19 protein-coding genes and 1 pseudogene are annotated in these 19,093 nt (G+C 73.5%); 10 read left to right on the top strand and 10 right to left on the bottom strand.

What is annotated here, in order from left to right; genetic code table 11:
• Positions 1–88: 88 nt before the first annotated feature.
• The 4 genes and pseudogenes from sigJ to H4F70_RS05040 all read right to left on the bottom strand — a co-directional run bounded on the left by sigJ (position 89) and on the right by H4F70_RS05040 (position 2,459).
• Positions 89–950, bottom strand: a pseudogene (sigJ, locus tag H4F70_RS05055) (RNA polymerase sigma factor SigJ).
• Positions 951–977: 27 nt separating this feature from the next.
• Complete coding sequence (locus H4F70_RS05050; protein ID WP_235681345.1) at positions 978–1,520, bottom strand: hypothetical protein; 543 nt, start codon at positions 1,518–1,520, stop codon at positions 978–980.
• A 34-nt stretch (positions 1,521–1,554) separates the two neighbouring features.
• Complete coding sequence (locus H4F70_RS05045; protein WP_220471770.1) at positions 1,555–2,070, bottom strand: GNAT family N-acetyltransferase; 516 nt, start codon at positions 2,068–2,070, stop codon at positions 1,555–1,557.
• The gene (locus H4F70_RS05040; protein ID WP_182359240.1) at positions 2,067–2,459 is read right to left on the bottom strand and encodes a type II toxin-antitoxin system TacA family antitoxin; all 393 of its coding nucleotides are present in this window, start codon (positions 2,457–2,459) and stop codon (positions 2,067–2,069) included. Before H4F70_RS05040 ends, H4F70_RS05045 begins: the two co-directional genes overlap by 4 nt.
• A 113-nt stretch (positions 2,460–2,572) precedes the next feature.
• Between H4F70_RS05040 and H4F70_RS05035 the strand changes: the two genes are divergently transcribed.
• Positions 2,573–3,031: a DoxX family protein gene (locus tag H4F70_RS05035; protein ID WP_235681344.1), complete on the top strand. Its 459-nt coding sequence runs from the start codon at positions 2,573–2,575 to the stop codon at positions 3,029–3,031.
• Between the two features lie 95 nt (positions 3,032–3,126).
• Here the strand turns inward: H4F70_RS05035 and H4F70_RS05030 are convergent, their stop codons facing one another.
• Both H4F70_RS05030 and H4F70_RS05025 read right to left on the bottom strand, forming a co-directional pair.
• Positions 3,127–4,707 (bottom strand): DNA polymerase Y family protein, encoded by a 1,581-nt coding sequence (locus H4F70_RS05030; RefSeq protein ID WP_235681343.1) that lies wholly within the window; start codon positions 4,705–4,707, stop codon positions 3,127–3,129.
• Positions 4,708–4,936: 229 nt separating this feature from the next.
• On the bottom strand, positions 4,937–5,839 hold the full coding sequence (locus H4F70_RS05025) for a VOC family protein (protein WP_182359239.1): 903 nt from the start codon (positions 5,837–5,839) through the stop codon (positions 4,937–4,939).
• A 188-nt stretch (positions 5,840–6,027) separates the two neighbouring features.
• Between H4F70_RS05025 and H4F70_RS05020 the strand changes: the two genes are divergently transcribed.
• The 3 genes from H4F70_RS05020 to H4F70_RS05010 all read left to right on the top strand — a co-directional run bounded on the left by H4F70_RS05020 (position 6,028) and on the right by H4F70_RS05010 (position 7,475).
• Positions 6,028–6,513 (top strand): MarR family winged helix-turn-helix transcriptional regulator, encoded by a 486-nt coding sequence (locus H4F70_RS05020; RefSeq protein WP_182359238.1) that lies wholly within the window; start codon positions 6,028–6,030, stop codon positions 6,511–6,513.
• Positions 6,514–6,633: 120 nt separating this feature from the next.
• Positions 6,634–6,846, top strand: coding sequence for a type II toxin-antitoxin system HicA family toxin (locus tag H4F70_RS21070; RefSeq protein WP_372497563.1), 213 nt, complete (start codon positions 6,634–6,636; stop codon positions 6,844–6,846).
• Positions 6,843–7,475 (top strand): hypothetical protein, encoded by a 633-nt coding sequence (locus H4F70_RS05010; RefSeq protein ID WP_182359236.1) that lies wholly within the window; start codon positions 6,843–6,845, stop codon positions 7,473–7,475. The genes H4F70_RS21070 and H4F70_RS05010 overlap by 4 nt, the downstream gene beginning before the upstream one ends.
• Positions 7,476–7,486: 11 nt before the next feature.
• Here the strand turns inward: H4F70_RS05010 and H4F70_RS05005 are convergent, their stop codons facing one another.
• On the bottom strand, positions 7,487–8,158 hold the full coding sequence (locus tag H4F70_RS05005; RefSeq protein ID WP_182359235.1) for a hypothetical protein: 672 nt from the start codon (positions 8,156–8,158) through the stop codon (positions 7,487–7,489).
• A gap of 621 nt (positions 8,159–8,779) precedes the next feature.
• On the opposite strand from H4F70_RS05005, the gene H4F70_RS05000 reads away from it, so the two are divergent.
• From H4F70_RS05000 to H4F70_RS04975, 6 genes are all read left to right on the top strand, one after another.
• A complete protein-coding gene (locus H4F70_RS05000; RefSeq protein WP_182359234.1) occupies positions 8,780–9,544 on the top strand; it encodes a Clp protease N-terminal domain-containing protein in 765 nt (254 codons plus the stop codon).
• Between the two features lie 165 nt (positions 9,545–9,709).
• Entirely contained in the window at positions 9,710–11,323 is a 1,614-nt protein-coding gene (locus H4F70_RS04995) for a GNAT family N-acetyltransferase (protein WP_182359233.1), read from the top strand.
• Positions 11,324–11,330: 7 nt separating this feature from the next.
• Complete coding sequence (locus tag H4F70_RS04990) at positions 11,331–12,563, top strand: MFS transporter (protein ID WP_182359232.1); 1,233 nt, start codon at positions 11,331–11,333, stop codon at positions 12,561–12,563.
• 33 nt (positions 12,564–12,596) lie between these two features.
• Positions 12,597–13,148 (top strand): META domain-containing protein, encoded by a 552-nt coding sequence (locus tag H4F70_RS04985; RefSeq protein ID WP_182359231.1) that lies wholly within the window; start codon positions 12,597–12,599, stop codon positions 13,146–13,148.
• A 22-nt stretch (positions 13,149–13,170) separates the two neighbouring features.
• Positions 13,171–14,100: an alpha/beta fold hydrolase gene (locus H4F70_RS04980; RefSeq protein ID WP_182359230.1), complete on the top strand. Its 930-nt coding sequence runs from the start codon at positions 13,171–13,173 to the stop codon at positions 14,098–14,100.
• 9 nt (positions 14,101–14,109) lie between these two features.
• Positions 14,110–15,423 carry a serine/threonine-protein kinase gene (locus H4F70_RS04975; RefSeq protein ID WP_268968353.1) on the top strand — a complete coding sequence of 438 codons (1,314 nt, stop codon included), beginning with the start codon at positions 14,110–14,112 and terminating at the stop codon, positions 15,421–15,423.
• Between the two features lie 40 nt (positions 15,424–15,463).
• Here the strand turns inward: H4F70_RS04975 and H4F70_RS04970 are convergent, their stop codons facing one another.
• The 3 genes from H4F70_RS04970 to H4F70_RS04960 all read right to left on the bottom strand — a co-directional run bounded on the left by H4F70_RS04970 (position 15,464) and on the right by H4F70_RS04960 (position 18,983).
• Complete coding sequence (locus H4F70_RS04970; RefSeq protein ID WP_182359229.1) at positions 15,464–16,681, bottom strand: family 43 glycosylhydrolase; 1,218 nt, start codon at positions 16,679–16,681, stop codon at positions 15,464–15,466.
• Positions 16,682–16,984: 303 nt separating this feature from the next.
• Positions 16,985–17,668: a LuxR C-terminal-related transcriptional regulator gene (locus tag H4F70_RS04965; protein ID WP_182346232.1), complete on the bottom strand. Its 684-nt coding sequence runs from the start codon at positions 17,666–17,668 to the stop codon at positions 16,985–16,987.
• A 4-nt stretch (positions 17,669–17,672) separates the two neighbouring features.
• Positions 17,673–18,983, bottom strand: a complete 1,311-nt coding sequence (locus tag H4F70_RS04960) for an ATP-binding protein (protein ID WP_372497557.1) — start codon at positions 18,981–18,983, stop codon at positions 17,673–17,675.
• Positions 18,984–19,093: the final 110 nt, after the last annotated feature.

Here is a 19,093-nt window from a genome sequence, read left to right as displayed (position 1 = left end):
CTGACACGCCGGCGGGCCGCACAAGCCGTGCTCGGACCGGGAGGAAACCTGCGGATCACGTTCTGTCGCAGGATCGCGGCGCACAGGCTCAGCGCACGCCCCGCAGCTTCGCCGGGTTCGCCATGTCGTAGCCGGCCCACACGGCCCCCTCGCGGACGACGACGGCGATGACGCGGCGGGCGATCGCGGGCCGCCCCGTCTCCGCATCCGCCGGGGCCCCGCGGTGCAGCAGCCCCGGCCGCCCGTTCACCAGCACCGGCTCGAGCTCCAGCAGCCTGTGCGGCCCGTACATCCGCGCCAGTCCCAGCAGGAACCGTGCCGCCCGCGTCGCCGACGAACGTCGCCTGCGGATGCAGCACCCGCACCACCGCGTCCACCTCGCCCGAGGCGACCGCCGCGGCCAGCGCCTGCACGGCCGCCGCATGCTCGCCGACCGGCGCCGGGGGCGGCGCCGAGGCCACCGTGCGCCGCGCCCGCGAGGCCGCCTGCCGCGCCGCCGCGGGCGTCACCGCCAGCATCGCCGCGATCTCACCGAAGGGGACGCCGAACCCGTCGTGCAGCACGAACGCCACCCGCTGCTCGGGGGTGAGGGTGTCGAGCACGATCAGCGCGGCCAGCCGGTTGTCCTCGTCGCGCACCACCTGATCGAGCGGATCCTCGGCGCGCGCGCCGGACAGGGGCGTGACGATCGGCTCCGGCAACCACTGGCCGGTGTACGTTTCGCGCCGCGCCACCGCCGAGCGCAGCCGGTCGAGGCAGATGCGGCCCACCACCGTCGTCAGCCAGGCGCGCAGGTCGTCGATGTCGGCCGGCCCGGCGCGGTCGAGGCGCAGCCACGCCTCCTGCACCGCGTCCTCGGCGTCGGCGACGCTGCCGGTGAGCCGGTAGGCGGCCGAGAGCAGATGGGCGCGGTGCGCCTCGAACTCCGCGGCCAGCGCGTCGGAACCCATGAACCGAGGCTAGGGGGTTGCGGACGGTCAGTGCCGCCGCAGCCGGGCCACCGCCAGGCCCGAGAGCACGTGCCCCAGCTCCCCCAGCGCCAGCACCCACTTGAGCGTGCTCACCGCCGTCACCGCACGCGTGCCCGCGTCGGTGACGTGCTCGCCGTGGTCGATGAGGTACCAGCCGGCGACGTTCTCGACGTAGTCGCACCCCGCCGACACCACCGGCGCCGCCATGAGGAACCGGCGCATCGGCTCCGGCTGCGGCCGTCGCGCGTGCAGCGCCCGGGCCCCCGCCCGCAGGGCCATCGCGTAGAGGAAGGGGTGCACCATGTCGAGCGGGTAGTGGGCGCGGTAGCCGGCCAGCTCGCGCGGCGTCATCGACTCGAGCACCTCGCGGTACCCGGCGGCGGAGGTGGCCGTCTGGATCTTCAGCAGCTTGGGCGCGGCCGGGCCGAGCGTGCGGGCGATGTTGGCCTGCGACACCGCGTACACCGCCGCCCAGCCGAGAAACGCGCGCCCGGTGCGCCTCCTCGCGTCGGCGCCAGCACGACCCGCCACAGCATTCCCGTCAGCCATCCGTCGATCCTACGACCCGCGGGCCGGTGCGCGCCTATCTTTCCCGCACGGCCTTGCGAAGGTCCCTCATCAGCAGGAACAGCTGCAGCGGATCGACCGGGGAGGGATCGAACTCCGCCTGAGCGCAGTAGAACTTGCGCGCCGCGTCGTCTTTAGCGTGGATCAGCAGGGTCCGTACGCCGATCTCGCCGGCGGCATTCGACACACGTATGAGGGCATCGCGCAGCAGCCCACGCCCTAGCCCAGTTCCCTGATGTTCGGTGTGCACGGCCAGCCGGGCCAGAATGATCACCGGAACGGGGTGGCGCGGAACGCCCCTGCGCACGCGTGCCGGAGCGGCATCATGCTCCACGCCGCCGGTGACGAGCGAGTAGAAACCGACGACTTCTGGAGACCCTTCCGGCGTGGTCACGAAGGTCGTCGCCATGCCGGACTGCTGATTCGCCAGCGCGTAGCGCTGCAGCCACCGATCAAGGCTTCCGCTGCCGGACCGGAACCCGGACATGTCCGCTGCGGCGGTGAGTCGCCGCGGTGCGCGATACCGCGTCACGCCTGCGGCTCGAACGGCGGATCCTCGTGCAGCAACGCGCGCAGGCGCGGCTTGAGCACCGCCGGCCGATCGAGCTCCACGTGGAATGCCTGCCATGCGATGTCACCGATCGCGAAATGACGGCGGCCTGCGAGGACATCCTCGGCACGATCGGTGGCGCTGTCCAGGACGAACTCGCTCACGGTCTTGTGCGCGGACGCCGCCGCCTGCTGAATCAGCGCGGACTGCCGCGCGGTGGTGCGCAGGCTCAGGCGCCGGTCCCGCTTTCCCTCGACGGGCCCCGCCGCCTCTCCGCTCTTGTCCTCGTGCTGCATCGCCTGCACCGTCGTCTCTCCCCCCTGCAATTCTCCCCCGCCTTTCCATAATTCTTCCCGGCCGTTCCAGGCCACCCCGGCTCAGTCACCCCCGACTGTACGCCTGATGTACACACATCGTCCGCACATCCGCTCCTCGACCGGGCCGCCGGCTCGCACCGCGGCGCGCGCTGCGCCACAATCGCCGCATGCCTTCCGCACCGCGCCTGCGCCGCCCGTCCCGTGCCCGCAAGGACCTCTCCCGGCCGGGCCGCCCCCGGGCCGACCGCTCCCGTCTCGACCGCGCCGCCGCGCCCGCCCTCGCCGCACTGCTGGGCGGGGCCGGTGCCCTGCACTTCGCGCGGCCCCGGTTCTTCGAGCCGCTGATCCCGCCGCAGCTCACCGGCGTCGCCTCGCGGCGCGACTGGGTGTACGCGTCGGGAGTGGGCGAGCTGGCGTGCGCGGCGGCCGTCGCCATCCCGCGCACGCGCCGGACCGGTGGGCTGGCGTCCGCGGCGCTGCTGGTCGGGGTGTTCCCCGGCAACATCCAGATGGCGCTGGACTACCGCCGGCGCAACCGGCCCGCGTGGCAGCAGGCCGTGGCCTACGGGCGGTTGCCGTTGCAGGTGCCGCTGGTGCTGTGGGCGTTGCGGGCGGCGCGCGGCTGAGAGGTGAGCGTCACGGGTGAGGATTCCGACCCGGCTCGTGCCGGGGGCGAGGGGAGCCCGAACTCTCCGCACCGGTAGTCGTCCCGCCTGACCGCTCACCCGTACACCCCCTCCACCGTCCACTCCCCGCCACGGCACAGCAGCAGCACCGCCGGGGCGCCGGAGGCCAGCACCTGCGCCCGGGCCGCGCGCAGCCCTGCCCCCGGATCCCACCACAGCTCGTCCACCGGCCACGGCCCCGCCCAGCCGGTGACCTCCCGGGAGCGCCCCCGCCACACCAGCACGGCCGGCGCCGCGGTGAACAGCCCCCGGCCCGTCACCCCCACGGGATCGCCCGCGGCGTCGAGCAGCCCGGCCTCTTCCGCGAGCAGCGTCGACGGCGACGGCGCCGGCAGCCGCCCCGGCCACGGCGCGGACGGGTCGCGGGCCGGGAGCGGCTGCTCGCCCCAGGTCAGCAGCGCCACCCGCTCGCCCGGCCCCCGCCCGCCGGAGAGCACCCCGGAGAGCACGGCCTCTCCGCCCAGCAGGCCCTGCACCCGCGAGACCGCGCGCCGGGCCCGATCCCGCGCCTCGCCCGCGCCGCCGAACAGCCCCCGCTGCAGCTCCCCCCCGGCCACCTCCACCGGCTCCAGGCGCAGCAGCGTGATCGGGCCGGACGGGCGGGCCGCGTTCCGGCCGCTGAGCCAGCCGTCCATCTGCCAGCGCACCCGGTCGGCCGTCGCGTCGGGCGTGAGCGGCTCGGCGCAGCGCCACGTGCGGTCGTGCTCCTCGCCCTCCGCGGTGGCCGCGTGGATCACGAGGCGCGTGCAGGCCACCCCGGCTGCGGCGAGCGCGGTGTGCAGCCGCTCCGCCAGGCGCCGCCCCGCGAACGCGGCCATGTCCACCCGGTCGATCGGCGGGTCGCACCGCGTCTGCACCGTCAGTTCCGCGGGCACCGCGCGCGGCGCGGGAAGCCGGCCGGACTCCGCGCACGCCATCCGGTGCGCCACCACCGCGTCGGCGCCGAACCGGGAGGCGACGTCCGCCCGCGGCAACTCCCCGAAGGCGCCCAACGTCCGGATCCCCATGCGCCGCAGCAGGTCCACCAGTTCGGCACGCTCGGGTGCGGACAGGCTCGGCTCGTCGGTGAGCGCCGACACCGGCAGCGGCGCCAGGAACCGGCGGTCCTCCCCTGCCGCCACATGCCGCCCACGCTTGGCGGCGACCACCGCGGTGGCCAAGGCGTCGGCGATCCCCACCTGGCATTCGACGCCCGCCGCCGCGACCGCGTCAATCAGCGGCTCGGCCACCGCGTGCTCGCCGCCGAAGTACCGGGCGGCCCGGTGCGCCGACACCACCATCAGCCCCGGGCGCAGGATCTCCACCCCCGGCACCAGCGCCGACACCGCGGCCACCACCGGCTCGAACAGCCGGGCATCCTTGTCCACGTCCAGGTCGGCGACATGCAGCTCCGGGCACCGCGCCTGCGCCTCACGCTTGCGCAGCCCCCGCCGCACGCCCCGCGACCGGGCCACCGCAGTGCACGCCACCACGCGGCCCGCGTGCAGCACCGCCACCGGGTCCGACGGCGGCAGGTCCGCGTCCGCCGCCGCAGCAGCCGCCGGCCAGTCCGGACACAACAGGGCGAGGATCCTCGTGGAGCCGGAACCACGCGCCCCGCCGGCAGCACGCGCCACGGCGACCCTCCTCCCACACTCCGGGCGGCCGGACCTGCGGGCGCGTACGCCGCCGATCACCGGGCCGCCGGCGGCCGTGGGGAAGACACGACACCGCGAACAAAGCCATGAACAGAACTACAGACAGGACAGCAGACAGGGTTGCGAACACACATTCGATTCCCGCTCCAGTAAACCGCGCACCCGCGGAACCGTCAAACCGCCGGCGGCACGCCCGGCCCCGCCACCGTCAGGCCACAGGCCGGAGGATCCCCGGCGGCCGGCGCCGCGCCGCCTCGGAGAACCGGTGCCCCCAGAAGCTCGGCTGCCGGTAGGTGCGCGCCACCCAGCCCGGCTCGTCCACCACCAGGCCGCCGTAGCCCAGCTCCACCTGCAGCGACGACGGGGTGCTGATGTACGCCGAGGTCATCAGGTCGTTGGTGTGCCGCCCCAGCGTCTGCATGATCTCCGCGCCGCCCGCCTCCACCAGGTCCACGGCACGGCCCAGGTCGTCCATGTGCTCCAGCTCCAACATCAGGTGGTTCACACCCACATGACCCGGGTACTCGGCCAGCGCCAGCGAGTGATGGCGCCCGTTGACGTGGTAGAAGCGCACCGTCGCATACCCGGTGCGCACCACGTCGGAGAGCCGGAAGCCCAGCACATCGCCGTAGAAGCGGTCGGCCTCGGCGAGGTCGGGCACCTGGAACACCACATGCCCCAGCCCCTGCCCGCCCGTGACGAACCCGCCGCGCATCACCCGCCCCGGCCGGAACGACAGCGGCGTCGCCCACTTGCCCCAGCTCAGCTCGTGCCGCAGGCCCCACGGGTCCTCGAACCACGCGAGCTCGGCCACCTGCCGCTCGACGCACAGCGCGGCATCGCCCCACTGCACGCGCACCCCGTGGGCCTCGAGCCGTTCGGCATAGGCGCGCAGGTCGGTCTCGTTGGCCATCCCCCACCCCGCGTAGCGGAACTCGTCGGCGCCGGCCGGATGGATCGCCAGCCGGTAGTCAACGTCGTCCACCGCCAGCCGGACCGCGCCGTCGGGCCCGTCCTCCTTGAGCATGGCGCCCAGCACCCCCGGCCCGTACGTGCGCCACTGCTCGGCCCGCGGCGAACCGAACCCCGCGTATGACAGCTCCTGGATCATCCCCACTCCTCCGCTCGATGCACCCCCTCCGGGCGCCTCGTCACAATAAGCATGTTTCCTAATCATTGGCAAACTAATCTATTTATCGGCATCGGTCCCGCACTCATCGCCCGCACCCGGCGGGCGATACGATCGGCACGACCGCACCACCCCCGCCACCGATCTCCCGCCACCGCAATGAACAGGCCATGAGCGCAGACGACCCCGCCGCACTGACCGACCGCCTCGGATACACCCTGGTCAAGACCGCCCTGCGGGTGCGGCAGCAGTACGTGCAGAGCCTGTCGGAGGTGGGTCTGCTACCCAACGAGCACGCGCTGCTCAGCACCTTGAAGGGCCGGGGGGCATGCCACCAGAAGGAGCTGGCGGCCCGCGTGGTGCTCGATCCGGGCGACATCATCGCCTACCTCGACAACCTCGACCGGGCGGGAGCCGTCGAGCGTGCCCGCGACCCGAAGGACCGCCGCCGGCAGATCGTCACGCTCACCGCGGCGGGGCGCCGGCTGCTCGCGCGCGCCGACGCGGCACTGGACGTTGCGGAAGCGTCGATCTTCGCGTGCTTCGACGACGACGAGCGCGCCCGGTTCGAGGGCCGTCTGGTACGGCTGTTCCGCCACCTCAACGACGACGCAGCCGGCCCCGCCACCACGGCCGACCCCGGCGGGCTCGCATAGGCGCGCAGACCGGCACCGTCCCGCGCTCGGCTCGGGTAGTATTGCAATGTCGCTTGAGGGGGGAGGCTGCGGTACGGGGTGGGCAAAGACGACAGGTTTCCGAACCTCACAGGCCGGGAGATGACGCGGATACTGCGTAGACTTTGCGGAGAACCAGTCAGACAGCGGGGTTCGCACAAGTTCTATGAGCGCACACAGGACGGTAGGACTTACCAGGTCCTCTTCAGTTACCACGACGGCGCAACCGTTACCGGTGGCATCGTCCGCCAGATCCTCCGCAACGATCTAGGGTTGACGCGGGAGCAAGCCAGAAAAGCGGTGAAGAAGAAGTGAGCGAGATTCGCCCGGTGCACGTCGCATTCCGCCACGTCACCGACGCCGAGCCGACCTGGCAATACTACGGCCTGGATCTGCCCGTCGTCGGCGGCGCAGACACCCTTGCACAGGCCCAGTCCTTGGCCGTGGATGCCGCGGAGTTCGTACTCGGAGCATCGATCGAGATGATCCCCGTTCTCGAGTGGCAGGCCGTGCCCGCATCCGACGAGGCACCGGCCGTGTATGTCCGCACGCTGAAAACGCCGGATGCCCAGTGGCCGCCCCGCTCCGATTTCGCGCAGTGGCTCAGGGAACGCATCGCCGAACAGCCCGGCAGGTGCACGTCGTTCGCCAATCAACTCTCCAGCACCGGCGATATCGTCGCATGTGCGATCCTGCCCGACGATCCGATCTCCCAGGCATTGGCGCAGACTCCGACCCACGGCACCGTCCACTTCGCGATGCCCACTGCCGACAACCTGTGCTGGCTGGCGATCTCCGGCCCTGATACCGACGAGCGAGCACCGGAAGCACGCCCGCTCCGCGATCTCGGCATCTCCAACGATGCGACTATGCGTGAGCTCATGGCACGCATCGAGCCGACCTGCACAGCGGACACCCCGGTGCGCTCGCTGACGCTCGCGTAACCCCGCCGGCGTCACGCCCCCCGGCGCCCCGCTCCCGCGCTCGCCGCGCGCACGGGTTCCACGTCCGCCTCCCAGCCCATGAGCCCGTGCTGGTGGCGCAACACCAGCCGGGTACCGCGCGCGGGGAAGGCCCTGCCGCGGGCGCGCACCGTCAGGCCCATCCCCCGCACCCGGCCGTGCCCCCGGCCCAGCCCCTCGTAGCCGCTCACCTGCGCGTCGACGCGCACCTCGGCGCCCTCCCACTCGCCGCCGGTCACCACCAGCGCGGCGCCCTTGCTGCGGGCGCGGGCCACCACCGCGCGCGAGCGGCTCGGCGGCACCCGCGCCCCGCCGAGGTCGAGGACCACCAGGTCCATGCCGTCGAGCAGCACCGCCGCCACCCCGACGCGGTCGGCCCCCGGATCCGGCACCAGCGCGATGCGGCCCAGGTCCGCGCCCATCTCCACCGCCGCGAGCAGTCCCAGTCCCCGGTGCCCCACCACGGCCGCGTACCCGCCCTCCGCGGTGACCCGGGCCAGCAGCCCGATGAGCAGTGACCGGGAGCCGGTGAGCGCGGTGACAGAGCCGCGGGTGACGCCGCCCGCCGGCAGCACCTCCGCCAGGCCCGGCAGCGCGACGAGGAGCTCGCGGGCGGCGGAGCGCCCCGGGCCGGGAGTGCGGTTCCGCGGAACCGTCGTGCGCACCGGGTCCGAGTTCGGGGCCGGGGCCGGGGCCGAAACAGGAACGGGGGCCGGCTGCGGGGTCGCGACCGGGGCAGAGTCCCGGCTCCGGTCGACCAGCGACGGGACCGCTGCCATGCGACGGCGCAGATGCGCGATCGTCTCGGCCCGGGTTTTGTCGGACCCCCCGTCTAGCGTTCTCTGCGCCGGCGACAACCCCGTCATCGCACACTCCTCCCACGTTCCGCACGGCCATGCCCGGCCGGGGATCGCGGGGAAGACGCGATCTCGCACTCAAGTCATTTCGACGGTGAACCGGACCACCCGCACCCGTCGCCCACAGGCACCGCATGCGAACACCAGTTCGACATCTATTCCAGTAAAGCGCGACACGCCCGCACCGTCAAACCCCCAGGTCGGAAGCACCGGAGAGGCGGCGCGGTCACCCACGCCCCGCCCGGCCCGCACCCCTCGCCGCGCGGGGCTTTTTTCGGTGCCCGCCGGCGGAAAATCACCGAAATCCATACCGAGCGATGGACACCGCCCGAGCTACCCCGCCCGCACGAGCACGGCACACGCGAGCCACCCCACCCTCACCGTCAACCAACAGTTGACGATCTAACATCGTCAACCTATTGTTGACGCATGAGCACCGACAAAACCCCCATCGCCGGCACCGTGCGCCTCGACGACCTCATCGCGGCCATCGCCCAGTCGCATACCGACCCCCTCGAGCAGCTCACCGACGCGGTGCTGGCCGCGGACCACCTCAGCGAGATCGCGGACCACCTGATCGCGCATTTCGTCGACCAGGCCCGCCGTTCGGGCGCCTCGTGGACCGAGATCGGCGCCAGCATGGGGGTGACCAAGCAGGCCGCGCAGAAGCGGTTCGTCGCCAAGCCGGCCGCCGGGATGGACGCGAGCGCGGGCTTCAGCAAGTTCACCCCACGCGCCCGCAACGTGGTGGTGGCCGCCCAGAACGAGGCCCGCGCCGGCTCCCACGACCGGATCACCCCCGCCCACCTGACCCTGGGTCTGCTCACGGAGCCCGGTTCGCTGGCCCTCCACGCGCTCGCCGAGCAGGACGTCACCCCGGAGAAGATCCGCGAGGCCGCCACCCGCGCCCTGCCGCCCGCCTCCGACGAGGTGCCCGCGCTCATCCCCTACAACGCCGACGCGAAGACGGCACTGGAGCTCACCTTCCACACCGCCCAGCGCATGGGGCACGACTACATCGGCACCGAGCACCTGCTGCTGGCGCTGCTCGAGCACGAACCGGACGGGCCGCTCGGCGCACTCGGCCTGGACCGCGCGGCGGTGCAGCAGTACGTCGCCGACACGCTGCAGCGCATCGTCGCGCAGCGCGAGGACGGCGGGGGCGGGGACGGCGGGGGCGGGGACGGCGCGTAGGCCCGGATCACCGCCGCCCCCGGGGGTGCCCGTCCGCGCGACGATTGCCGAGTGGGGCCGTCCGCGGCGCTCTTCTGCGGAAAAGCACCCGACACGGCCCCACTCGGCGTGGGCCCGGCACCCAACCACCCGGCGAACAGACCCGCGCGCGCTTATCGTCGACCCGTGACGGACACGTCCCCGCCCACGCCCCCGCACGCCCTGCGCCTGCCCGCGCCCGGCGGCATGACCCCCCGCGACCCCGCCGAGGAGGGCCGCGGGTCCTCGCCGCTGGAGCTGCTGTTCGACCTGGTGTTCGTGGTGGCGGTGAGCCTGGCGTCGGCGGCATTCCACTCGGGCGTCACCGACGGCCGGGTGGGTTCCGCCCTGACCGGCTACGCGATGGTGTTCTTCGCCATCTGGTGGGCGTGGATGAACTTCACGTGGTTCGCCAGCGCCTACGACTGCGACGACGCCCGGTACCGGCTGATGACGCTGGTGCAGATGGCGGGCGTGCTGATCCTCGCCGCGGGCATGCCGGACGCCATGACGGAACGCGACTTCACGCTCGTCGTCATCGGCTACGTGGTCATGCGGATCGCGATGGTCATGCAGTGGCTGCGGGCGTCCCGCGCGGACCCGCGGCGCCGCCGCGTCGCCCTCACCTACGCCTGCGGCATCACCGCCGTGCAGTCGCTGTGGGTCGCGTGGCTGTTCGTCCCCGACGCCTGGCAGGCCCCGCTGTTCGTGGTGTTCGCCGCGTGCGAGCTCGCGGTGCCCGCACTGGCCGAGCGCCGCGACCCCACGCCGTGGAACCCGGAGCACATCGCCGACCGCTACGGTTCATTCACGCTGATCGTGCTGGGCGAGACGATCCTGGCCTCGACGAATGCGATCATCGTCGCCCGCGATCACGTGTCGGGCCCGGGCACCCTGATCGTCGTGAGCGCGAGCGCACTCGTGCTGGCGGGCTCGGTGTGGTGGCTGTACTTCGACCGCCCGCAGCACCACCTGCTGAACCGGCTGTCGATGGCGCTGCGCTGGGGGTACGGGCACTATTTCGTGTTCGGTGCGGTGGCCACCCTCTCCGTGGGCATCGGGGCGGTGCTCGACTACGACGTGGGTGCGACGGCCCTGTCGCGCACCGCGTCGTCGGCACTCGTCACCGTCCCGATCGCGCTGTTCATGATCATGTTCTGGCTGCTGTCGCTGCGGCACCGCCGCGACCGCCTGTTGGACGCGGTGCTGCTCGCGGGGGCGGCCGCCGTCGGGTTCTCGGCGCTGCTGCCGCACGCGTTGCCCGTCGCCGCCGCCCTCACCTGCGTGGTCACCGCCGCCGCCACGCGCCGGGCGCGCCGGGTCGACGCGGCCTGCGAGGCCGCGAAGCGCGCAGCGGAACCCCGGGCACGAGACGGACGCATCGGGCAGGCTGAGGAGATGGGAACGCATTCGGACAGTACGCATCCGGACAGCGCGGAGCCGACGGTGCGGCACGCGCCGGAGAGGCTGCGCTACGAGATCGCACTGGACGGCGAGGCCGCCGGCTTCGCCGCCTACACCGACGCCGACGGCCGGCGCATCTTCTACCACACGGAGATCGACGAGCGCTTCGGCGGACGTGGGCTCGCCGGGGTCCTCGTCGAGCACGCTCTCACCGACGCCCGCACGGCGGGCATACGCATCGTCCCGGTGTGCCCGTACGTGGCGAAGTACGTCAAGACCCACCACGCGTTCGACGACGCGCTCGACGCGGTGACGCCGGACGCGATCGTGGCCGCCCAGGCCGCCGCACGGCGATAGCGCCCGCGTGGGATCACCGCCCGCGCCGGCACCGCCAGGACGGCCGGAGAACGCGGACACCCGCCTACGCACAGGCTTCGCCGTGGTGGGCCTGCTGTTCTTCGCGACGATGGGCTACGGCACCGTCACCACGCCCCTGTGGCCGTTGTACCAGGAGCGCGACGGCTTCGGCCCCACCATGGTCACCGTCGTCTTCTCCATGTACGCGGCGGGGACGGTGGCCACGCTGGTGTTCGCGGGCAGCCTGTCGGACCGCTTCGGCCGCACCCGGATCCTGGCGGCGGCCGCGGCGCTGGGCGTCGCGTCGGTGCTGGTGTTCCTGCTGTGGCAGTCCGTGCCGGGCCTGCTCGCCGCGCGGCTCGTCCAGGGCATGGGCGTGGGTCTGACGACGTCGACGGCGACCGCGGCGATGGTCGAGCTGGGCCACCGCGGCGCAGTCCGCAGGCCCGCAACGAGCGCCACGACGGCCACCACGCTCGCCAATCTGGGCGGACTGGGCGCCGGGGCCCTCCTCGGCGGGATGATCAGCGAGTGGATCCCGGGGCCGCTCACCGCCCCGTTCCTGTTCTTCGGCGCCGCCCTCGCCGTGGCGGGGCTCGCGCTGACGCTGGTCCCGGAGACCGCGCCGCGCGCGCACGCCACCGGCGCCCTGATCGCGGTGCCGCACGGCCGGGCCCGGGTGTACTTCTGCTCGGGCGCGATGGGGCTGACGGCGTTCGCCGTGTTCGGCACGTTCACCGCGCTGGTCCCGGTGATCCTGGCCGACGTGCTCACCGCGCCGGGCCGCGTGCTCTCCGGTGTCCTGGTGATGCTGGTGATGGGCACCGCGGCGGGCGCGCAGCTACTCCTGCGCAACGCCCGCGCCCGCACGCTCGCGGCCGCCGGCGCGGTGCTGTACCCGGCCGGCTGGCTGCTCACCGCGCTCGCCGTCCACTCCTCGTCGCTGGCACTGTTCGTTGTTTCCGCCGTCGTGGCCGGCACTGCCGCGGGCCTGCTGTTCAAGGCGGGCAGCGTCACCGTCGACCGCATCGCCGACCCGCAGCGACGGGCGGGCGCCCACTCCGGCTTCTTCCTCATCTCCTATATCGGCATGGCGCTGCCGGTGATCGGGCTCGCCGCGCTGGGCGGCCTCATCGGCACCGTCCCGTCGGTGTTGATCCTCGGACTGGTGCTCGCGGCCGTGGCCGCCGCCGGGATCGCCGGGGCCGGCCTCGCCGGAGCCCGGCCGCCCGGGCGCTGACGGCGGTCGCGCGCCGCGCACTACGCTCGACGCATGCGATGGACCCCCTTGCGCCGCACCGACGGCCGCGCACACCGCACCGCGCGCACCGTGGCGGCCGCCGCCGCGCTGGCGGCGTCGGCGACGGCCCTCGGTGCCTGCAGCAACAGCCAGGAGCCGGCCGGCCCGGGCACCCCCGCGCCCGCGGCGACGACCACCGAGCAGGAAGGCGGACCCGCGATGGCCGACGCCCCCACCCCGGCCGAGCTGGACGGCGCCGTGTTCACCAGCACCGCCGTCACCGGCCACGAGCTGGTGCCCGGCTCCACGATCGAGGCGACCTTCCAGGGCGACATGGCTTCGCTGCACGCCGGGTGCAACCGGCTCTTCGGCGGTTACACGATCGCCGACGGCACGCTGACCGTGCCGCAGGCCGCGAGCACGATGATGGCCTGCGAACCCGCGCTGATGGAGCAGGACCAGTGGCTCACACAGCTGCTCGCCGCCGGGGCGACGATCGGCCTCGACGGCGACACGCTGACGCTGGCCGGCGCAGCGGGGACCCCCTTCGACGGCACGGTGATCACCTTCGCCCGGCAGGGCTGACGCCATCCCGTAGGTTCGGTCCATGGACCCCGTGACGAGCGCCCCGCAATGGTTCACCGACGCGCTGGCGGCCCGGCCGTCCCACGGCGAGGTCACGGTGGGCGGCGCGCAGGTGCGGTACCGGGTGTGGGAACGGCACGCCGCACCCCGGCACGCCGCACCCCGGGACGCCGGGCCGCAGGACGCCGCCACGCCGGGGATCCTGCTGGTCCACGGCGGCGCCGCGCACTCGCACTGGTGGGACCACATCGCCCCGCAGCTCGCCGACCGGCACCGGGTCGCGGCCCTCGACCTGACCGGCCACGGCGACAGCGAGACCCGAGACCACTACGCGCTGGCCCAGTGGGCGGACGAGCTCGTCGCCGTCGCCGAGGCGGCCGGGCTCGGTGCGCGGCCCGTCGTCGTGGGGCACAGCATGGGCGGCATGGTCACCTACGTGGCAGCGCACCGCCATGGCGATCGGCTCGGCGGAATCCAGGTGATCGACTCCCCCATCCGCCTGCGCACGCCCGCCGAGGAGGAGACGCGCGGCTCCGCGCTGCGCCGCCCCAAGAAGGTCTACCCGGACGTCGACACGGCGCTCGCACACTTCCGCCTGATCCCCGCCCAGACGGTGACGCTGCCGTATGTGATCGACCACGTGGCCCGGACGTCGATGGGGCCGGTGCCGGGCGGCTGGTCGTGGAAGTTCGATCCCTCGATGACCGGCCGCGACGGCAGCGACCTGCTGGGCGCCGGGCCGCCGCCGTGCCCGATGGCCTACTTCCGCGCACAGGACGGGATCATCGCCGACGACGTGTTCGCGGAGATGCGCGCGCGCTTCGGTCCCGGGGCGCTGGTGTTCGAGCTGCCGCACACCGGCCACCACCCGATGGCCGACCAGCCGCTGCTGCTCGTCGCCGCCGTCCGGTCCGTGCTCGCGGCGTGGGCCGCGGACGGGCGGCTCCGGTAACCTCATGAAGTGACCGGATCCTCCCCCTCCCCGCACGTCGCCGGACCGGACTATCTCGTCGCCGGGCGGTACCGCCTGCAATCGCGCCTGGGCGGCGGAGGCATGGGGACGGTGTGGTTGGCGCGCGACGTGCTGCTGGACCGCGAGGTGGCGCTCAAACAGATCGCGGACACCGCCGGGCTGGAATCGGACCGCGCCGAGTCGCTCCGCACCCGCGCCCTGCACGAGGGCCGCGTTCTGTCCCAGCTCGCCGGCCCGCACATCACCCGCGTCTTCGACGTGACGCTCGACCAGGGCGCGCCGTGGATCGTCCTCGAGTACCTGCCGTCGTGCAGCCTGGCGCAGGTTCTGCACATGACGGGCACGCTGCCGCCGCAGCAGGCCGCGCAGATCGGCGCCCAGGTTGCGGACGCGATGACGGAGGCGCACAGTGCGGGAATCCTGCACCGCGACATCAAGCCGGGCAACATCCTCATCGCGGACCGGGGCACCACGGCGGGCGTCGTGAAGATCAGCGACTTCGGCATCGCCCGGGCCGTCCCCGCGGTGGCGCAGGATGTTCCGGCGGAGGATGCTGCCGCGGACGAGATCGCGCCGGCCGGGTCCCCGGACCCGGCGGGCGTGGGCGAGGACGTCATCGTGGGCACCCCCGCCTACTTCGCCCCCGAGATCGCCCGCGGCCACACGCCGACGACGTCCAGCGACGTGTTCTCCCTGGGCGCCGCCGTCTATACCGCGATCGAGGGGCTGCCGCCGTTCGGGGTGGACGAGGACCATGCGGTGGTGCTGCACAACGTGGCCCGCGGCGAGGTCACCGCGCCGCTGTCCGAGCACCCGGCGATGGGCGTGGTGCTCGCGATGCTCGAGCCGGACCCCGCCCGGCGCCCCACCATGGCGGAGGCGCGCGACCGGCTCGCGCACGTCGCCGCCGGCGACGAACTGGATCCGGGTCTGATGCTCACCTCGCCGCTGCTCGCCCCCGACGGCCGCATCCCCGTGTGGGTGCGCCGGGCGGGCGGCATACGGCAACGCAGCAAGGCGGTGCCGGGCAGCACCGTCGGCGGGCTCCTCGCCGTGCAGCACGCCACGCCCCTGGACCAGGTGCGCAAGCCGGACAATCCCGCGCTGGCGACGCTCCCGTGGGGCGCGGAGACCCACGCCGAGCCGGCGCGCATCCACGCGGACGCGTCGTCGCGGGTGCCCCGGCACTCCACGCCCGCCCCTGCACCCGGCTACGCGTGGTTCCTGCGCGCCGCCATCGTGGCGGGGATCGCCGTGGTGCTGGCACTGATACTCGTCCTGCTGGTCACCAGCATCTTCTGAGCGGCGGCGCCGCGCCTGACGGGCCGCAGAGCGCCGCCTCCTACACGCCGCCGATGTAGGGCACGGCGGGCGCCGTGGACGACGGGGTGCCGTCGCCGATCCGCGGCCAGCCACCGACCCAGCTGATCCTGTCGATCATCCCCTCCCGGTTCTGCGGGCCCGCGCCCAATCGCGGGGCCGCCCGCGGCGCCGCGTGGTACATCGCCCAGTCGGCGCCGGCGTCGTCGGTGACCACGGTGATGTGCCCCGGGCCCAGCCAGGTGACGTTGCCGGACAGGATCAGGTCGCCGCCCTCGTCGAGCATCGGCCGTCCTGAGGAGTCCACGTAGGGGCCCAGCAGGTTCTGCGACCGGCCCACGTACACCCGGTAGTCGCTCGCGGCGCCGTTGCAGCAGTTTCCGGCCGAGACGTACAGGTAGTAGTAGCCGTTCTTGTGCTGGATGTACGGCGCCTCGTACCCGTTGCCCGCCACGCGGACGGGTGCGGCCTTCGGATCGTCGCCCGCCACCGCCGTGCCATCGTGGGTCAGCGGAATCGCGTAGATGCCGCCGAAGTTGCCGACGAACACGTAGGGCGTGGCGCCGTCGTAATACACGGAGGGGTCGATGGTGCCGGGCACGCCCACGTCGGACGAACAGAACACCGGCCGGGCCAGGTCGGTGAACGGCCCGGTGGGCGACTCCGAGGTGGCCATGCCGATGCACGGATCCGCCGTCCCGCCCACCGAGTAGTAGACGACGTAGGTGTCGCCGACCAGGTGCACGTCCGGCGCCCACAGCCCGCCCGCGGGGTCCACCCACGCAGGCTTGCCGGGGAACACGTTGCCCGCCACCGTCCAGTCGACGAGGTTGGTGGAGCGGAAGATAGGCAGGTGGTGCATGCCGCCACCGTCCTGCCAGTCGTCGGAGGTGGCGTAGAGGTAGAAGGTGCCGTCGGGAGCGCGCACCACCGACGGGTCGGCCGCAATGGGCAGCACCACCGGGTTGACCCCGGTGCCGAAGTCGACGCGCCCCGAGCCGGGTGCGAGCGACCCCAGCGACCCGGTGGGTCCGGTGGGGTCGCCGGACTGCGGAACCGAGCCCGCCGAACCCGACAGGCCGCCCGGGTCCAGCGACCCGGGCGCGGCACCGGCCACCGCCGTCCCACCGATGGTGAGCGCGGCCGCCATGAGCGCCACGAGCAGGCCGCGGACGTAGCGGCGCCGCCGTGGCCGGGGACGCGCCCCGGAGCGGTCGCCCCGCCATGCGGCAGTACGCAATCGTGCAGAGCGCAGACCGGCAGGCGGCGGGCAGGTGTTCGGCGGGTCATCCGACGGCACTGCGGCGGATGGTTGCACGGCGGCGGATGGCGGCACGGCAGTGGCCATGGGTTCCTCGAATCAGTACGCGGGATCCTCGCTGCGGTGTACGAAGGCGGCCGCGCCGAAGGCTCTATTCCCCGCAGCGCAGGTGCACCCTCCAGCGCCCCGCAGCCGTCGGCGTCCCCCTTCCGGACGCCTAGACGGTAACCTCCCCGTGACCTCTGCGTGACCGGTTCGAATGAATCCAGATGAAATCGGCGCTCAGTCGAGCCGCCGGCGGCTCGCCCACCGGGTGAGCGCATTGCGATTGGACTGCTGGGTCTTGCGCAGCACGTTCGATGCGTGCGTTTCGACCGTCTTGACCGAGATGAAGAGTTCCCCGCCGATCTCGCGGTAGGTGTAGCCGCGGGCCAGCAGACGCAGCACCTCCAGCTCGCGCGGGGTCAGCGAGTCGAGTTCCGGGTCCAGCGCCGGCTCGGGCAGCGGCGAGCGGCCGGTGAACGAGTCGAGCACGAATCCGGCCAGGCGCGGGCTGAACACCGCGTCCCCGCCCGCCACTCTGCGGACCGCATCGGCGAGCTCGGAGCCGGAGATCGTCTTGGTGACGTACCCGCGCGCGCCCGCCCGGATCACGGCGATGACGTCCTCGGCGGCGTCGGAGACGCTCAGCGCCAGGAACACCGGGTCCGGGTGGGCTTCACCGCCGGCCGCACCGGCCGCCGCCCCGTTGCCCGGGCGGTCCACCCCGCGTAGCACGGCGACGCCGCCGCCCCCGGGCATGTGCACGTCGAGCAGCACGACGTGCGGGTGCGCGGCGCCGATGCCCTCGACGGCCCCGGCCACGTCGCCTGCCTCGCCGACCAGCTCGATGTCCGGTTCGCGGCTCAGCTCGGCGCGCACCCCCGAGCGGAACACCGCGTGGTCGTCCACCAGGTACACGCGCAGAACCTCACCCACTGACTGCTCCTTCGTCTCCGATCCGGTCCCCCGCGGCCCGCGGCACCGCGAACGGCATCGTCAAGCGCACCTCGGTGCCCCGCTCGCTCCCGGAGCGGATCTCCGTCGCGCCGCCGTGCCGGGCGATTCTCGCACGGATCGAGCCGGTGACCCCCTTGCGGTCGGCGGGAATCGCGTCCGGGTCGAAGCCGACGCCGCGGTCGCGCACGAACACGCTCACCCGCATCCGCTCGCCGTCCGTGGCGGCCTCCGGCGGAGCCTGCGCCTCCGCGTACAGATCCACCCGCTGCGCCCCGGAATGCTTGGCCGCGTTCACCAGCGCCTCCCGCGCGGCGGCCACCAACGCTTGACCCGAGGGCCGGGCACCGTCCTCCGAGGACCGCGACGCCGCGTCGATCTCGCCGACGAACACCGGGTCGATCGTCACCCCGTAGTGGTCCTCCACCTCGCCGCACGCCGCGCGCAGCGCCTCGGTGAGGCTGTCCTGCGCGGTGCGCGAGCCGCCGAAGAGCCACTGCCGCAGCTCGCGCTCCTGCGACCGTGCCAGGCGCAGCACCTGCTGTGGGTCGCCGGGCTGCTTCTGGATCAGCGCGAGCGTCTGCAGCACCGAATCATGCAGGTGCGAGGCGATCTCCTCGCGTTCGGCGTCGCGGATGCGGGCGGCGCGCTCCTCGTTGAGGGTGCGCACCATCCGCAGCCAGATGGGCACGGACAGCAGGCCCACCCCCACGAGGGTGACGACGACCGCCAGCAGCGACGAGCGCAGCGAGGCGAGGTCCACCTGGGCGAGCACCACCACGCCGAGGCCCACGACGACCAGGCTCACCCCGGCGACCACCCGCGCCCAGGTGAGCGCGGTGGGGTGCCGCGGCATGCCGATGATCGACCGGGGACCGTCCGCGTCGAACTCCCGCCACACCAGCGCCGCGCCGATGCCCACGACGACGATCGGCACGATCACCGACGCCGCGGTGCCGCTCAGCAGCCAGCTGGACGCGAACGCGCCTGCCACGCCGAGCACGATGAGGCCCATGGCGCGGCGGCGCTCCACCGGCGAGGTGCTGCCGCCCTGGGCGCTGGGGCGCATGAAGATCCACAGCAGCGCATAGGCGACGATGCCCGCACCGCCGAGCACCGCGAGGAGAGCGAACACCACGCGCACCTTGGTCGCGTCGACACCGAGATGGTCGGCCACCCCGCCCGCGACCCCGCCCAGCACGCTGCGCTGGCGGCGCCGCAGCGGCCGGACGGCCGGGTACGGCGCCGGCTGCGGTATCGGCGTCGGCGGGCGCTCGGTGGTCACACCCCGATCCTGGCACGCGCGGCCGTGCGCGGCATCAGGGCTTGCCCTGACGTTCCGGCGGCGGCCCCGGCATGATTCAGGGCGATCCCCGATGGTGCCGGCACCGCCGC

The organism is Tomitella gaofuii, from assembly GCF_014126825.1.
GTDB classification, from domain to species: domain Bacteria; phylum Actinomycetota; class Actinomycetes; order Mycobacteriales; family Mycobacteriaceae; genus Tomitella; species Tomitella gaofuii.
Note: the sequence above shows the minus strand (reverse complement) of the source record. Positions and strands in the feature narration are given on the sequence as shown.

Coding starts and splice junctions, on each gene's coding strand:
- H4F70_RS05025 (WP_182359239.1), bottom strand. CDS start 5,839: ATGATCCAGGAGCTGTCATACGCGGGGTTCGGTTCGCCGCGGGCCGAG.
- H4F70_RS04980 (WP_182359230.1), top strand. CDS start 13,171: ATGGACCCCGTGACGAGCGCCCCGCAATGGTTCACCGACGCGCTGGCG.
- H4F70_RS21070 (WP_372497563.1), top strand. CDS start 6,634: ATGACGCGGATACTGCGTAGACTTTGCGGAGAACCAGTCAGACAGCGG.
- H4F70_RS05050 (WP_235681345.1), bottom strand. CDS start 1,520: ATGGCTGACGGGAATGCTGTGGCGGGTCGTGCTGGCGCCGACGCGAGG.
- H4F70_RS05035 (WP_235681344.1), top strand. CDS start 2,573: ATGCCTTCCGCACCGCGCCTGCGCCGCCCGTCCCGTGCCCGCAAGGAC.
- H4F70_RS05020 (WP_182359238.1), top strand. CDS start 6,028: ATGAGCGCAGACGACCCCGCCGCACTGACCGACCGCCTCGGATACACC.
- H4F70_RS05000 (WP_182359234.1), top strand. CDS start 8,780: ATGAGCACCGACAAAACCCCCATCGCCGGCACCGTGCGCCTCGACGAC.
- H4F70_RS04985 (WP_182359231.1), top strand. CDS start 12,597: ATGCGATGGACCCCCTTGCGCCGCACCGACGGCCGCGCACACCGCACC.